Below are 16891 nucleotides of genomic sequence, written 5' to 3' on the forward strand. Positions count from 1 at the left end.
CAATTCTATTCGCTATTTTCTTAGGACCGACAACAAATTTCAAGACGACATGAAGGGTTATGAAAGTTGACCAACGGCATCCTCAAGAACTTCTTTGTTATCCATAGTCGGCTGCTTTTTGCTTCGTTGGATGTAACATAAAGAAATGACTATCCCTAATGCCGCCATTACCGCACCAACCAAAGCTGGAGAAGTGTAACCATAGCCTTGATTAATAGGCACACCACCTAAAAAAGCACCCAACGCATTCGCAATATTAAAACATGCAGGCCCCAGAGAAGCAACCAACATTTCAGCATCACTCTTTACCGAATTAAGCAATAATAGGGTTAACGAAGGTACAAGCGCAAAAGTAGTGACTCCGGTTAAAAAAGTCATCACCAAGGATATCCCAACGTTGTCGGACAGGCCATAAATAGCCAGCATACATAAAATCTGAACCACCAATACGGCTACGACCACCTTTGTTGGCGAAAAAGTATCCGTCAACTTCCCGCCGATCAAATTCCCCACAAACATACCCAATCCAGCCAACACCATAATATACGGCAGGTATTTATCAGCAATCCCAGACACTTCAGTCATCAGCGGAGCAATATAACTTATCCAGGCAAACAACGCCCCTGGGGCCACTGAAAATAATAAAACCATAAACCAGACATTCACATTGCGAAAAATGCCAAAGTCCTTCCAGGGATTATTTTTAGGTGCTGCTTTCATTTTAGGCATCCACAACTTTAAGGCTAACATGGTCAAAATACCGACGACAACAATCAATAAGAAAGTATAACGCCATGAAAAATGATGCCCTATATAGGTACCCAATGGAACCCCAAATAAATTGGCAACGGTCAATCCCGAATACATCGTCGCTACCGCCTGCGCTTCTTTCCCAGGATCGGCCAATCGACTAGCAATGACAGACCCTACACCGAAGAAAGCACCATGCGGCAATCCTGAAATAAAACGCGACACCAGCAAAAGACCGTAGTCTGGAGCAATCACAGATAATCCATTAAACAGGGTAAATAATCCCATGAGGGTAATCAGGGTTTTAAGGGGCGACAACCGATTCATAGCAACTACCAATAGTGGAGCACCAATAACAACACCCAAAGCATAAGCGGTAATGAGATAACCAGCTTCCGGAATTGAAACTTGCAGGCTTTGGGCAACGTCCGGTAACATCCCCATCATACTAAATTCGGTAATACCTATCCCTAATCCCCCTAGTGCAAGTGCTGATAAACTCTTCTTCATATATAAGTAAAATTATCAATACTGCAAATTTCTATCAGAATAATAAAATAAACAAATCATTTAAATAGTAAAAGGTATCATTAAACTAATAGCATCATCTTTGTCTCAATGAAAACAGCTATATTAGCTTGTGGTAAAAACGATCGTCGCAACACATACAAACCTTAACCATGAAATTGCATCATTATATTCTTACGTTCACCTTGTACGCATGTGTACCTTTTTGGGCATTGGCACAAAAAGAGCAGACAAAAAAGCATCCAAATATTGTATATATCATGAGTGATGACCATGGTTATCAAGCGATCAGCGCTTATGGTTACGGATTAAATGAAACACCCAATATTGACAGATTAGCAAAGGAAGGTGCCATTTTCACACGTGCGACCGTGACAAATTCATTATGTGCGCCCAGTCGGGCTGTACTTTTAACGGGAAAGCACAGTTATATGAATGGGAAAATTGATAATGAGGCAAAATTCGACTGGAATCAGGACAACTTTGCCAAGATTCTTCAAAAAAATGGGTACCAAACAGCATTAATTGGTAAAATCCACATGGATGGATTGCCACAAGGATTCAACTACTCCGCGGTACTTATCGACCAGGGCGAATATTATAATCCTAACTTCATTATCAATGGTGTGAAACAACAAATGCCAGGCTATGTATCGGATCTCACCACCGATATGACCTTAGATTGGATCGCTAAAAGAGATACTAGTAAACCATTCTGTGTGCTTTATCATCAAAAAGCGCCACACCGAGAATGGCTACCTGCTTTACGGCATATTCAACAATATACATCAAAAACCTATAAAGAACCGGACAATCTATTCGACACCTACGAAGGAAGAGGAACCGCCGCAAAAACCGCGGAAATGAATATCCTTAAACACATGAACTGGGCTGGTGACAATAAGATACCGCCTACGCTAATGGATGAATTGGGACTAAAAGAATATCTATCTTGGGATAAAGCTGCCTTTAATGGAAACTTAGGAAGAATGACCGCAGCACAACGTGCAACATGGGATTCAATATACAACCCAATTATGGCAGATTTTAAGATAAAATATCCCAGCATGTCCAAAGAAGACCTGATGCGCTGGCGATATCAACGCTATATGCAAGATTACCTGGGTACCGTTGCAGCGGTAGACGATGGTGTTGGACGCCTATTGGAATTTCTGAAAGATAATAGACTTGACGAAAATACCATTGTCATTTATACCTCAGACCAAGGATTCTATCTAGGTGAACATGGTTGGTTTGATAAACGTTTTATGTATGAGGAATCGCTTCGAACTCCCTTATTGATCCGCTATCCAGCAGAAATTAAAGCTGGCCAATCCTCAAAAGCACTTGTCCAGAATCTCGATTTTGCCCCAACAATCCTAGATTATGCAGGACTTGCAATCCCGAAAGATATGCAGGGAAAATCTTTTCGTGGCCTACTCAATGGAAAAGAAAAGCAATGGCGCGATGCCGTATATTACACCTATTATGAGTATCCTTCCATTCACATGGTAAAACGACATTATGGAATTCGTACCGAAAGGTACAAACTGATCCATTTCTATTATGACAAAGATGAGTGGGAATTATACGATCTAGAAAAAGATCCACAGGAAATGCAGAATGTATACCATGTACAAGGATACCACAACGTACGTGAAGAAATGCATCATAAACTGGACGAAGCGCGAGCCTACTATAAAGATTCCGATGAGAACGACAAAAAGTTTTTACCAAAGTTGAAACACTGATTTACTGGTGTATCAAGCCAGTAAATCAGTGTTGTTAAAAATTTAAACAGGGTTGAGTTTGAAATAGCGTCTCAAAATACGTCTAACATCTCTGTTCTCGGCCTTGAAGACGATGGCTTCTCGCTTTTTCTTTTCGCTAGAAACACGCTTATTGCAGTAGCCAAATCCTTTATACCGACCGTCCAACAAGTAAACAAGGCCCTTTTCATTGGGATTACGCCCTAAAAATTCCAAAAATATTTCGCCCAGCGGAAGCTCCGAAGAGACGACAAATTCCTGCACTCTTCGATTATAGTCTTCTGGAAGCTCCTGCGCAATACAAGCCCCCTTGCAGGTCTTCAACATATACTGAAAACAATGTTTCGTATACGTCTGTAACTTGTTTATTTTTTGACACAGCTGATAAGCTTCCACTATATGAAATAATTGCTCCCGCCCCTCCTGGTAACTCGAAAAAGTCATTAACTCTTCACGTTCGGGATCAAGTGTCTCAACCTGCAAGACTTGATAACCTGACGGATTCACAGCCAGATAAAGGCCAAATCCATAGTAAGTTCGACGCTGCGCTCGATTGTAGTAGGGTTGGTGTTTTTTGATCAGGTCAGATTCATACAATAACGCAAGTAATTCATGACCGGTCAGTTCAAATCCAACTCTGCAGGCTGCTCCTTGGATTTTACGTTCCTTAAAATCTGTACTTCTAAAATGCTGCAATAACCTATTTCTAATATCGATACTCTTGCCCACATAAATTAGCGCATCATGCTTATCATAAATATAATATACGCCGACTGCTGAAGGTACTCCTTCAAGCAATCCGGCAATTTGCTCTTTCGTCATTACATAAAAATCACGCCCAAATATACTAATATATTTAGTGTTTTAGATGATGGCTAATAAAAATAGGCATACACCCACCCTTCATTTCATCCAATGAAAAGGGCGGGTGCAACTTGATGCTAAATGTCAAAATTTCATTTTCTGAATTCTTATGGCATTCAATATCGCAATCAACGATACGCCAACATCGGCAAAGACTGCCTCCCACATCGTTGCCAATCCCCCAGCGCCAAGAATCAACACGATCCCCTTAACTATGAAGGCAAGGCCTATATTCTGATAAACGACTTTTTTCGTCTCTTTTCCAATGCGAATCGCCATTGGAATTTTCGAAGGTTTATCATCTTGTATCACGACATCTGCCGTCTCGATCGTCGCATCACTGCCCAGTCCCCCCATCGCTATTCCAACATCGCTCAGTGCGACAACCGGAGCATCATTAACGCCATCCCCCACAAAAGCAACAGATTCGTTTAGTCCCTTTATTTCCCTGACTTTATTCACTTTATCTTCCGGCAGCAGATCGCCATAGGCCTGATCTATTCCAAGTTCCTTGGCAACATAGGCGACAACAGTCGTCTTGTCCCCGCTCAGCATTGTGGCTTTTACACCGAGTTTATGCAGTAGCTGTATGGTAAGCGCAGCATCCGCTTTGATGCTATCAGCAATGGTCATGAATCCTACAAATTTACCATCTAAAGCGATCGCGATGGTCGTATATACGATACTATTGGGATCGATATCATAGACTACATTAAATTTGTCCAGCAATTTAAAGTTGCCCACCAGCAACACTTTGCCATCAGCCATAGCTTTTAGTCCATGTCCAGGGATTTCTTCTATGGTATTGAGATCGACAGACTCATCGATCGGACCGACATATTCTCTAATCGCTGTTGCAACTGGATGGCTACTGTGGCTCTCTATTTTATTGACGAGCTTTAAAATCCTTGCTTCGTCGTAACCGGCCTGTAGCTTAATTTCCTGCACTTTAAAAACGCCGGCAGTCATTGTTCCGGTTTTATCCATCACGACATGGCGGATAGCTGCCATCGCATCCAAAAAATTACTGCCTTTAAAAAGTATACCATTTCTACTTGCAGCACCAATTCCACCAAAATACCCCAAAGGAATTGAAATGACGAGTGCACAGGGGCAAGAGATCACTAAAAACACGAGAGCCCTATACAACCATTCGCTAAATACATATTGATCCACAAACAAGTAAGGCAGGAGACAAATTCCAATGGCCAAAAACACGACAATTGGGGTATAAATCTTAGCAAATTTGCGAATAAACAGCTCTGTGGGTGCTTTTTGAGCCGTTGCGTTCTGTACGAGCTCGAGGATTTTGCTCAACTTGCTGTCCTGATATGCTGTTGTCACTTGAATTAGGCTCACGGTGTTCATATTAATCATTCCAGCCAGTACAACATCACCCTTCATCTTTGTATCTGGCTTGCTCTCGCCAGTCAGCGCAGCTGTATTAAATGCACCTTGCTCAGACAACAATTCACCATCAAGCCCAAGCTTTTCACCAGGTTTCAGCTGAATTATTGCTCCAATACCTGCATCGGCAGCTTTGATCACTTTGCTCTTTCCATTCTCCAAAATGGTCACCTCATCCGGACGCTGATCCAGTAGAGCCTTAATATTACTTTTAGCCCTACTTACCGCCAAGGTCTGAAACACCTCTCCTACGGCGTAAAACAACATTACCGCTACAGCCTCGGGGTATTCTTTGATCCCAAAAGCGCCTATGGTAGCAATACTCATTAACAAAAACTCCGAAAAGATTTCCCCTTTGGCTATACTCTTTAAAGCATCCCTGATAACAGGAAACCCAACCGGTAGATAAGCTAATATGTACCAGCCTGTACGGACCCAATCCTTAAACCAGGATTGTGCAATCCAATTATCCATGGCTATAGCAGCAATGAGTAAGATAAAAGAAATTAGCGCAGGTAGAAATAACTGCATCTGACTGGCCCCTGCCGTCGAGTGATCGTGACCGTCCTCATCATGGCTATGGTCATGACCTTGGCTGGAAGCCGGAGCTTTCCCAATAAGATCCTCAGCTCCAGCCTGATTATATATTTTTTCTGTCTGTGTACAACAAAGCTGCCTGCCTTGTGCATCATAACGATGTTTATGTTCCATCACTTGCTTTGATTATGTTAACAAATACGGTCAATTAATGTTCGTGCCCACCTGTATTGCTCATTTTGGCATTGATAAAAAAAGCACCCTTCACAACAATTTTTGTTCCAGCAGGCACTTCTGTAACCGGGGTAATCGCAGTATATCCCAAAGCAGATACGCCTTTTTGAATCTCAATTTTTTCAAAATTGATGTTTTTAGCCTGTTCTTCTCCATGCTGCCCGGCTTCTTGCTCATTTTTATGTGCATGTTTTGCTTCACCTTCATCGTGCGCATGCCCGTGATCGTCATGCCCCTCCTCATGCTCTTCCGGTTTCTTGTTGGTCTCCACAAAAATATAATACTTGCCGTCAGCCTCCACGATTGCGTCATTCGGAACAGCCGGAGTCCGCACATTTTTGACACCGATCATACCCGTAATGTTCATCCCATCAATCAACCCCACTTTGCTGCCCACAACCGTACTGTGTACAGCGATGGTCTTGCTGTCATTTTCAAATGAAGATCCAATTGTAAAAACTTTAGCGGTATAGGTCTTATCCGGATTGTTGGTCAGCTGAAAGTTGATGAGCTGTCCGACTTTAACCAAAGGTAGATCCTTTTCAAATACCTGCAGATCCAAATGCAACAGACTATTGTCAACAATCTCGATCACCGGAGAAGAGACATCCACATAACTCCCTATTTTCGCAAAAACATTACTAACTGTTCCATTGATAGGGCTTGTTACGGCCAGTGAAGTTCGCATATTGGACAGATTCACGCTATTGGGGTTAATACCCATCAATTGGATCTGTTGTTGCAAAGAAGCCTTTCGGGCCCTTAAACTGTTGAAGTCTGCTGTTGCGGCCTGCAGATTTTTCCGTGCGCCTGCATTGCCTTCATTGAGTTCCTGTTGCCTTGCCATTTCTTGTTCGGCCAAGGTAATCTTACTTGCCAGGGATACATATTCCTCCTGCAATTGTACAAACTGGGGGTTGGTAATCGTAGCGATCACCTGCCCCTTACGCACATTGTCCCCCAGCTGCACATTCAATGTCTTTACAACACCACCATAAAGCGCCGTCGCATTCGCTTTATTGTTATTGGGTACACTCAAAAGTCCATTGGCCTTAATGGTAGCTGTTAGTTCCTTCTCTTCAATCCCTCCAAAAACGATTCCCACAGCCTTTATTTGTGCAGCACTCAATGCCGCCACCGTAACCGGCCCTTCCTCATGCTCCGCTTCGGCTTTGGGTACTTCCTTTTCTTCCGGTTGACCTTTACGCTCCGACTCATTAGAACCGCAACCGTAAAAAACAGTAACGGCTACACATACGATAAATATCTTTATGAAAACTTTCATTGTTGCCTTATTTGTTATTGAAGTAATTATATTGAATTGCTGATTGATTATACTGATTGAGGACTTCTAAATAATTCTGGCGAATGCCAATGGCCTGACTTAAAAATTGGCTTAATTCAGCAAAATTGATCTCCCCCGTTCTATAACCCAAACTTGCTGCTTTAATAATTGCATCAGCTTGTTTTAACCCCGAAGACTCATAAAATTGCAGCAATGCACTATTCTTGTCAATTTCAGCAAGTGCATTCCCTTTATTTGTCTGGAATACCTGCGTATCATATTCCAACTTACGCTGTTGAACTTCCATTTCAGCGTTGGCAACCTTCACTTTACTTTTATAGGCGCCCAAGCTAAAGACCGGGAAGGATGCGGAGACCGAGAATCCCGATAATGGATCTTTGGCTCCCCAAACACGTTGGGAGAAAAATCGACCCGAGAACTCAGGCTTATTGGTATTTTTCTGAACACTGATGTTTGATGAAGCGATATTTACATTTTGCTGCTGTAAAACCAGTAAAGGATGCGCCGTTTCATCTGATGGACTTGCGTCCACGACAATCTTCTCCAAGGATTGATCCAATGGGAGCATCCACTCATTACGGTCTAACAACATCATCAATTGCTGTTGCTGAATAATGATATCCTTTTTGTTTTGAACAAGTTGTGCCTGCAGCTCTTTCAGCTTTGCTTCAGCCGCAATCTTATCCAGCGCAGCTACGTCACCTGTTCTAAAGCGAAGTTCAGTTGCTTTGAACATGGCGGTATAGATACTATCCAACTCCATATACAGTTTTTGGCGATCCTGAAGATACCAGAGCTGAAAATAGGCTGTCCTCACGTCTTTGGTAATCGCAGTTTTCAATACATCTGTATTTAGGTTCACATATTTTAGTTGTTCTTTAAAATACGCCTTACGCGCAGTGTAGAGTCCAGGCCAGGCAATACTTTGCGTTATACCAATTTTCAATAAGCCGGCCTTATCCGTAGGACGGTAATCTTCATTTTCTGCAAAAATCCCGGTCTTGGGAATTTCAGTCGCCGTCTTAACATTGAAACCAGCGCCCACGATTTCAGCCTGGTTGATCTGAAACTGACGATTGTTCTTCAGCGCAGTTTCTACAGCTTCTGTGACAGAAATGCGCTCCTGTCCAAACACCTGAGATCCCAAAGCCATAAATAGGAAAGCAAGTATTGTGACGATGGTCTTAGCACCTCTACTTCGTTTCATATTCAATTTAGAATTAAAAATTATATACAATAAGGGTAGCACAAACAAGGTCAGGAAAGTTGCCGTTACCAATCCGCCAATAACAACCGTTGCCAAAGGTTTCTGAACTTCAGCGCCGGCACTTGTACTTATTGCCATCGGTAAAAAGCCCAGTGAAGCCACGGTCGCAGTCATGAGTACTGGACGCAGACGAGTCAACGTACCTTCTTTAACGCGTTGAAAAATATCATCGACACCCTCTTTTTTCAACTGATTGAATGTCCCAATTAAAACGATACCATTGAGTACGGCTACGCCAAACAAGGCAATAAAACCGATACCGGCACTAATACTGAAAGGCATGCCGCGCAACATCAACGCAAATACACCCCCGATAGCACTCATTGGAATTGCAGTAAAAATAAGCGTCGCCTGCTTAAAGGAATGAAACGTGAAATACAACAGCATAAAAATAAGCAATAAGGAAACTGGCACAGCAATCAACAAGCGTGAGCTCGCCTTCTGTAAATTCTCAAACTGCCCCCCATAGGTGAAATAATACCCTGCAGGAAGTTTTACATTTGCAGCCAATTGTTGTTGGATATCTTTTACGACGGTTTGAACATCACGCCCGGCCACATTAAATCCAATCACAATTCTTCGTTTACCCGCTTCGCGGCTGATCTGGGCCGGCCCCAATTTATAATCAATGGCAGCGACCTGAGAAAGCGGAATCTGCGTACCCGTATCTGTAGGAATCATCAGATTACGCACATCATCAATGCTGTTTCGATGCGTTGTATCTAACCGGACGACCAAATCAAAGCGACGTTCATTTTCATAGATCTGTCCCGTGCTTCGACCGGCAAAAGCAGTACTCACCACGTCATTGACGTCCTGAATCGTCAAGCCATAATTTGCAATACGGGTGCGGTCATAAACGATATTGATTTGTGGGAGGCCGGATACACGCTCCACTTGTGGCGAAGTCGCCCCTTGAACGGATTGAATCTGCGCGGCAACCACATTGGCGTAAGCGGCCAGCGAATCGATGTTTTCACCGAAGATCTTTACAGCAACATCCTGACGGATACCCGTCATTAGTTCATTAAAACGCATTTGAATAGGTTGGTTTTTTTCGAAGAAGACACCCGGAATTACTTCTAGTTTCTCCAGAATAGCGCTCCCCAGTTCTTCATAAGAACGGCCCGACTTCCACTCTTTTTGAGGCTTCAATACCACCATAATATCTGTCGCTTCCGGTGGCATAGGGTCTGTTGGTACCTCAGCAGCTCCTGTTTTACCGACAACCATCTTCACCTCATCGAACTCTTTGATAATCCGGGATGCCTGCATCGAGGTTTCGATACTTTGCGAAAGTGAGCTTCCCTGGGGAAGTATGCAATGGAATGCATAATCACCTTCCTGCAATTGTGGAATAAATTCGCCTCCCATAATCTTAAAAAAGAAGGCCGACAAAGCAAAAATGGCAACGGTTAAACTCACGATTAGGTATTTAAACCGAATGGCTTTTTGTAATAAAGGCTCATAAATACGTTGCAGTCCCGCAATCATCCGGTCGCTCAACGTTTTCTTGTCGCTGTGTTTTTTCGGTAGGAACAGAGCGCACATCATGGGGATATAGGTTAACGAGAGAATCAATGCGCCGAAAATAGCAAACCCAACTGTTTGTGCCATTGGACGAAACATTTTCCCTTCAACACCCACTAATGTTAAAATTGGAATATAGACAATAAGAATAATAATCTCACCAAAGGCTGCACTGGTACGAATCTTTGAAGCAGACTCAAATACCTCATGGTCCATTTCGGCCTGGGTCAATTTCTCGGTAGACTTTCGTAAGCCTAAATGGTGTAGTGTAGCTTCCACCACAATGACGGCTCCGTCTACAATCAAACCGAAATCTATCGCGCCCAAACTCATTAAATTGGCGCTTACGCCGAAGACGTTCATCAGTCCAAGTGCAAACAGCAGCGCCAGTGGAATCGCCGACGCAACGATAAGACCTGCACGCAAGTTCCCAAGAAATAAGACCAGGACAAAAATGACGATCAGGGCACCTTCAATCAGATTTTTTTCAACGGTACTTATCGCACGCCCAACGAGGTCTGTCCGGTCCAAATAGGGCTCTATAACCACATCATCAGGTAGCGACTTTTGAATAGTCGGTAGTTTTTCTTTCACGCGGTTGACCACCTCATTGCTGTTTTCACCCTTTAGCATCATGACGACACCTCCCACAGCATCAACCTCACCATTGTATGTCAAGGCACCATAGCGCACAGCATGACCAAAACGTACATCCGCAACATCTTTAACATAAATCGGTATTGCTCCAGATTTTCGGATGGCAATATTTCTGACATCTTCCAAGGAGGTCGCCAGCCCAATTCCCCGAATAAAGTAGGCATTCGGTTTTTTATCAATATAGGCACCACCTGTATTTTGATTGTTTTTCTCCAGGGCAGTAAATAGCTCTGGAATGGTGATATTCATCGCCTTAAGTCTATTCGGATCAACAGCTACTTCATATTGTTTGAGCTCACCACCGAAACTATTGACCTCGGCAATTCCAGGTGTGCCATAGAGCTGACGGGCAACAATCCAATCTTGCATGGTGCGCAAATCTTTTGCGTTGTATTTCTTTTCGCTTCCCTTTTTGGGATGTATAATATATTGATATACTTCTCCTAGTCCAGTACTCACTGGAGCCAGCTCAGGTTTACCAATACCTTGTGGAATCTGATCCACCGCTTCTTTTAAACGCTCACCAATCAGCTGACGGGCAAAATAGATATCTACATCATCGTCAAAAACAACAGTAATGACAGAAAGTCCAAAGCGCGAAATACTCCTGATCTCCTCAATTTTGGGTACAGTTGCAATACTTTGTTCAATTGGAAAAGTAACCAATTGTTCCACTTCCTGCCCGGCAAGCGTTGGACAAGAGGTAAAGATCTGGACTTGATTATTGGTAATATCGGGAACGGCATCGATTGGCAGTTTCGTTGCACTCCATGCCCCCCAAATGATAAGCAACAAGGTCATTAAACCGATAATGATCTTGTTCTTAATGCTAAATTTTATAATATGATCTAACACAATTATACGTGATTAATGCTTAAATAATAGCTCGTTAGAATAGCTCATCTTTTGTCGTAATACCATACAACAAGCGTATTCCGAGCACAAAGCTGAATAAAGAACAGCATAGCATGCTCTATCAGATTTGTTTCTAGAATTTTTATGAAAAATTAAGCATTAACCTTTGGCGGCTGCCAGATGCTCCCAAAATAACTGGAAACAATCGCTGTATTGAGGACAGGATTACGATTATCAAAATAAATTGAAACCGGGACACCATCTATTTGCGGAAATTGATACGCATAAGCCGTTATATTTCCACTACAACAATTGCAATAGCAGAAAATCGAACAGGCATCGGACGCGTCATCATTATGGTTATGAGTTTGGTTTAATTGTCTTTCCATAGCAGTCTGCTCGCAGCGATTGGTAGAATCACTGCAGGGAACAAAAGAAAGTCCCATAATATATGCTATCAATATGAAAACAATTAACCTCATGAATGCACAAATTTAAAAAAATAAATTAAAATCTCCGCTTAGTCTCAGAAATCTATTGCGATCATCACATCCTATTCTTCCTAAAAAACAATGGAACAGTTGCCCTCTATCGAACGCTTTTCTTAACCTTAAATCCACACAAAACCGCATAACCCAACAAAGAACAATCACTCGATACTAATATTAATTACAAGTAAATTATTATTCAAATAAAACGAATTGTAATTTACAGAAAAACAGCATAAAACATGTTTAAAAAGCCTTAAAGCAGCAAATAGTTGTATTGTAGATATTTCTCTATAAGAAAAATAAGATAATACAAATACGTCATATTAAGTAAAATGCTATTTATATAATTGCATCGATAAAAAATAATAGCAACAAAAAAAGCAATCGTATACCACATTTTAAACATAAACAGGCATACACCTGCAAAAACAGTACAACAAATAAATCAATAACTAAATCAAAAAATCAATAACAAAACAAAATGTCAATTAACATGAATCTAATCCCCCATCACCGACTGACTAACCTGTTCATGCTGGGTTGCAGTGCTTTCGCACTTAGTCTCTACTCCTGTAACAAAAGTGGAGAAAACACCGCATTGACAGGAGAAACTGTCGTTAAAGTCAATCTTTCGGGTGTAGAAGCTTACACTGAAACGGACAACAATGCTGTTCAAAAGCAAGCATCTGCAAAAGCTTCACGCACATCAATCGATGCACCTGATGTACAGGAAATGACAGTACCGCTTGAAAACGGTGGTTCTGTCGACGTGGTCCTAACAAACAATTCAGCGATCACAAAAAGCCTCGTCGCTTCGTCCACCCCCAAACTAGCGGCTGTCCAGACACAAGAGAAGCCATTGGACAAAAACGTTAAATATAAAGTTGTTGTCTATGACAACCAAGGCGCTTACGTAACGGAAAAGATTTATAGCTATGGTGAGGAAGCTACTGCTGCAGGTATCGTTCTTGACGCTGGAAAATCTTACACGTTCATTGCCTATTCGATCAATAGTACCACAGCATTACCGGGTATCAACAATCAAAATACACTGTCCACTGCCAGCTTAGACAATATAAGTGGTGATTTGATGTATTACACGGGCACATTAACGTTAAAAAGTGGTGTAAATAACTTAAATGTTGTATTAAAACACCGGTTTAGCCAAATCACCACAACATTGACCATGGATCCAAGTATGACCGGAGCTATTACTCAAATCGGGACTGCCGTATTAAAACCTAGTCATGGTAGTGCAAATTTGAAATTCTCAGACCAAACACTAACCTACAATGGCTTGAACAACGCAGGCGTGACCACGCAATTCCCGGCTTTAGGAAATGGCCTGCGTACCGTGATCAGTAACCCCTCTTTATTGATCCACCCGGCAACCAGCAATGGAACACTGATGCTCGTAGTCTAACACTGGATGATGAGACTAAAACAAACATCACCATTCCAAATGTTAAGATCAATCCCGGACAGAAATACGATCTGAAACTCAATTTCAGAACCTGCACACAAAATGTAACCAGCAATGGCCTGGACTGGAGTTATCCGGCAACTACATCGGGAGGTAAAACGGGTATTATGAAAGATGGAAAATTCTATGCCAATGGAACGACAATCGATAGAAATTTCACTGCCCCAGCGGCAGACTATGGCTTTGTTTTCGACATTACCGAACTGGACAATGCATTTAACATGGAAGTAAATGGTGTCAAATTGGCGAAACAAGAAATTCAATTTGAAGTGGGTGCCTCTTCTGCTCAAAACATCCAGTTTGTTGATGGAAGCAAATACGCAGGCAACAATATTGAAACTGGTAAAAGAATTGATCAGGTCTACAACATGAAAGGTACAAGTGCAGCCCCATTGATCAAGCTTGTCATCAGCAGAACTGGCCAGGTTACCATGTTTGGTAGCAAAACATCCGGCGGTCCTCTATATGAACTTAAACTCGTTAATGGCAACAGCTTCAACACATTCCCTTGGAGTGCAACACAAAGCAACACCGTAAAAGTGACCCAACTTGTTGATGGACGTACAATTATCAAAGGTGTAGGTGCTGGAAAGAAGAAAATCCCTTGTCAGTAGTCACCATTAGTCAATAAATAGATCAATAATCTTAAAAATTAAATACACGCTGAGCATAACAATAGAAATTCAGCAAGGATAAAAAAGGTATTATGGAAAAGAAATTAGCATACATCGCCCCTCGAATAAACATGACGACGATCGAACTTGAACAAGGTATCGCCGCCGGTTCGGCATACGCCAGACCAGAAGATGCCAACAGCGGTAAAGTGAGCGAACAATGGGAAGTAGGTTCAACAGACAATAGAAATATCGACTGGTAAACTATTTCCAATGTGGATAAAAAGGGGCTAGCCGAATGTGGATAGCCCTTTTTTATGCTATATTATAATACACGATCGTGTCAGCACTATGTATACTCAAATCGTTATTGAACCCAAATGCAGACTGTCTGTATTACCTCCACCGTAACTCTCGATAAAAAAGATATACACCTGATAGGTCACTTCCTTTCTATGTTTTGGCATTTCAATATGTTGTTTGCCAGATAGTAAGCTACCTTTGAAGTCGTTCATGACAAGTGAATATCCGTTCCCGTTATCCGCTACATTATACAGGACCAAGAAGGAATCGTAAGTTCTGGTATTGAACTTTTCCTCCAGATAGGCGTCATATTCCCAGGTAACCTGAAGTACTTGGTTTTCTTTGTCAAAATCCATTGTGTAGGAAGTGATGGGATTGGGGCTTCCTTTGGCAATCATAAATTTCTGCCAGTCAATCAAAAAACCATTTTCTTCCTGGATAAGCGCTTCTTTCAAATTATAAGACATCGCGACATCGTATGCCCGTTTAGGATAGCTGTACGCTTTATACCCCATATTGATGATCGGTTTTAACTGGCTAATATGTGACCTCACCATTTTGAAGCGTTTTCTACTGAGCAGTTGCTCAGGACTGGGCTCCCGTTTTTTAACACGAGGGAGAGATCGTACATAATTTCCTGTTTTAGTCGACACAAATACAACAGAACCTGCTTTCCCGGAAACAGTTCCATTAACACCATTTTTAACGATTGCCATAATTGCTTGATAATGTTATAGATATTAAAGATAAACATTATCAAGGAAACATACTCATACCAAATTAGGTGAAAAAACAATTTTTATTCAATATTTGGACAGTAATTAGTCATTGTTTATTCAGTCTCCACTGAGCAAGCACTGAACAAGCACTGAACGAGCACTGAACAAGCACTGTTAAAATCGCGAATTTGGCCACCGATTGATCTCCGTTTGCTATATCGAAAACTTAATCATATTACATCAAAGCCAACTAGCTTTTATGTCAAACTATAAAACAAAAAATGTCTCCTACATTTGCTTCATACAAACATAAGAGACATTCTCTTCTTTCTATGGTGAGCCTGATTCCCACCTCAACGCTGGATCGAAAACTCGAGCTGCTACAATGGTTACAGGACAGCTTGTAGACGTTGCGGCAAATCTTCAATCTTTGAAAGACTCAATTGCTTCATAACCTGATACAAATGTGTCTTGAACATATTGATTGTATGTTCCCCACCTTCATTGCCCAATGCGCCAACGCCATACATAAATGGTCTTCCCATAAAATTGAAATCTGATCCAACCGCATGGGCGCGGGCTAGGTCAACTCCCGATCGAATACCACCATCTAACATGATTTTTATCTTATTTTTATATTCTGGGTTGCTCGCCAAATGAATCAATGAATTGATCGAAGATTCACTTGCGTCGAGCTGTCGTCCACCATGATTTGAGACAATGACGCCATCCACGCCCAATGCGATAGAAGCCTGCATATCTTCGTCGGTGGCAATCCCTTTAAGCACCAATGACCCTTTCCAAAGATCGCGAATAGCTTTAATTTTCTCAACATCTACCTTACCGGTAAATGTTCTATTCATAAACTGTCCCAGCTGAGCTAAATCAAGACCTTTTTCCATATAAGGCTTCAATGTTGCAAAAGAAGGAATTCCATGTCTTAATGTTTCTATCCCCCAAGTCGGGCAGGCAAAAGTTTGCAAGATATTGGCGATACTCATTTTAGGTGGCATAGACAATCCGCTTTTTATCTCGCGATAACGAAGTCCAAAAGCAGGAACATCGACCAAAACTACCAATACGGGACATTCAACAGCCTGTAGACGTCGAATAATATCATCGCGCAACCTGTTTTCTGTCGGATGATAGAGCTGGAACCACGCTTTCCCATCAGATACCTCGGCAATACGTTCAATACTACTTGTTGATACAGTACTCAAAATATAAGGAACATCATTTTTTGCAGCTGCTTTTGCAAGAATCTCTGGCGCATTCGGCCACATCAATCCCTGAAGTCCAATAGGCGAAACCCCAAACGGCGCACTGTAACGGCGACCGAATAGTTCGACCGAAAGGTCTATTTCTTCACTCGCAAGCAGATATTGAGGCTTCAACAGAATATTATCAAAATCGTTTTCATTTCTGGCAAGGTTCAATTCTTCATTGGCTCCTCCGGTCAAATAATCAAATGCAAATTTGGGAATCCTTTTCTTCGCTTTAATCTTTAGATCTTCAACAGAAGGATAACGGGTATTATATATAAATTTCTGGCTCATGATTGATGTATTATTTATAAG

12 protein-coding genes are annotated in these 16891 nt (G+C 41.8%); 4 read left to right on the forward strand and 8 right to left on the reverse strand.

The genetic code is table 11. The features are described 5' to 3' along the window. Positions 1-57: 57 nt before the first annotated feature. Positions 58-1260, reverse strand: a complete 1203-nt coding sequence (locus B3297_RS23015) for an MFS transporter (RefSeq protein ID WP_112374765.1) — start codon at positions 1258-1260, stop codon at positions 58-60. Between the two features lie 170 nt (positions 1261-1430). Here B3297_RS23015 and B3297_RS23020 point away from each other — a divergent pair, with 170 nt between their 5' ends. Beyond that, a complete protein-coding gene (locus tag B3297_RS23020) occupies positions 1431-3029 on the forward strand; it encodes a sulfatase family protein (RefSeq protein WP_286779550.1) in 1599 nt (532 codons plus the stop codon). A gap of 42 nt (positions 3030-3071) precedes the next feature. Here the strand turns inward: B3297_RS23020 and B3297_RS23025 are convergent, their stop codons facing one another. The 5 genes from B3297_RS23025 to B3297_RS24930 form a co-directional block, all read right to left on the reverse strand. Further along, complete coding sequence (locus B3297_RS23025) at positions 3072-3869, reverse strand: GIY-YIG nuclease family protein (RefSeq protein ID WP_070564333.1); 798 nt, start codon at positions 3867-3869, stop codon at positions 3072-3074. Between the two features lie 126 nt (positions 3870-3995). Further along, the gene (locus tag B3297_RS23030; protein WP_112374762.1) at positions 3996-6029 is read right to left on the reverse strand and encodes a heavy metal translocating P-type ATPase; all 2034 of its coding nucleotides are present in this window, start codon (positions 6027-6029) and stop codon (positions 3996-3998) included. Between the two features lie 34 nt (positions 6030-6063). After that, the gene (locus B3297_RS23035; RefSeq protein WP_070564339.1) at positions 6064-7374 is read right to left on the reverse strand and encodes an efflux RND transporter periplasmic adaptor subunit; all 1311 of its coding nucleotides are present in this window, start codon (positions 7372-7374) and stop codon (positions 6064-6066) included. A 7-nt stretch (positions 7375-7381) separates the two neighbouring features. Next, positions 7382-11704, reverse strand: a complete 4323-nt coding sequence (locus tag B3297_RS23040) for a CusA/CzcA family heavy metal efflux RND transporter (protein WP_286779551.1) — start codon at positions 11702-11704, stop codon at positions 7382-7384. A gap of 152 nt (positions 11705-11856) precedes the next feature. Continuing rightward, positions 11857-12186, reverse strand: coding sequence for a DUF6660 family protein (locus B3297_RS24930; RefSeq protein ID WP_313240106.1), 330 nt, complete (start codon positions 12184-12186; stop codon positions 11857-11859). 502 nt (positions 12187-12688) lie between these two features. Here B3297_RS24930 and B3297_RS23045 point away from each other — a divergent pair. The 3 genes from B3297_RS23045 to B3297_RS23055 all read left to right on the forward strand — a co-directional run bounded on the left by B3297_RS23045 (position 12689) and on the right by B3297_RS23055 (position 14555). Next, complete coding sequence (locus B3297_RS23045; RefSeq protein WP_286779552.1) at positions 12689-13618, forward strand: hypothetical protein; 930 nt, start codon at positions 12689-12691, stop codon at positions 13616-13618. A 167-nt stretch (positions 13619-13785) separates the two neighbouring features. Continuing rightward, complete coding sequence (locus B3297_RS23050; RefSeq protein ID WP_286779553.1) at positions 13786-14292, forward strand: hypothetical protein; 507 nt, start codon at positions 13786-13788, stop codon at positions 14290-14292. 131 nt (positions 14293-14423) lie between these two features. After that, on the forward strand, positions 14424-14555 hold the full coding sequence (locus B3297_RS23055; RefSeq protein WP_256603458.1) for a hypothetical protein: 132 nt from the start codon (positions 14424-14426) through the stop codon (positions 14553-14555). A 96-nt stretch (positions 14556-14651) separates the two neighbouring features. Here the strand turns inward: B3297_RS23055 and B3297_RS23060 are convergent, their stop codons facing one another. Both B3297_RS23060 and B3297_RS23065 read right to left on the reverse strand, forming a co-directional pair. Further along, entirely contained in the window at positions 14652-15311 is a 660-nt protein-coding gene (locus B3297_RS23060; protein WP_070564348.1) for a DUF6266 family protein, read from the reverse strand. A gap of 392 nt (positions 15312-15703) precedes the next feature. Next, a complete protein-coding gene (locus B3297_RS23065; protein ID WP_112374758.1) occupies positions 15704-16870 on the reverse strand; it encodes an alpha-hydroxy acid oxidase in 1167 nt (388 codons plus the stop codon). Between the last annotated feature and the right edge of the window lie 21 nt (positions 16871-16891).

The organism is Sphingobacterium sp. UBA3519 (genome assembly GCF_002377215.1).
In the GTDB taxonomy this organism is placed as follows: domain Bacteria; phylum Bacteroidota; class Bacteroidia; order Sphingobacteriales; family Sphingobacteriaceae; genus Sphingobacterium; species Sphingobacterium multivorum.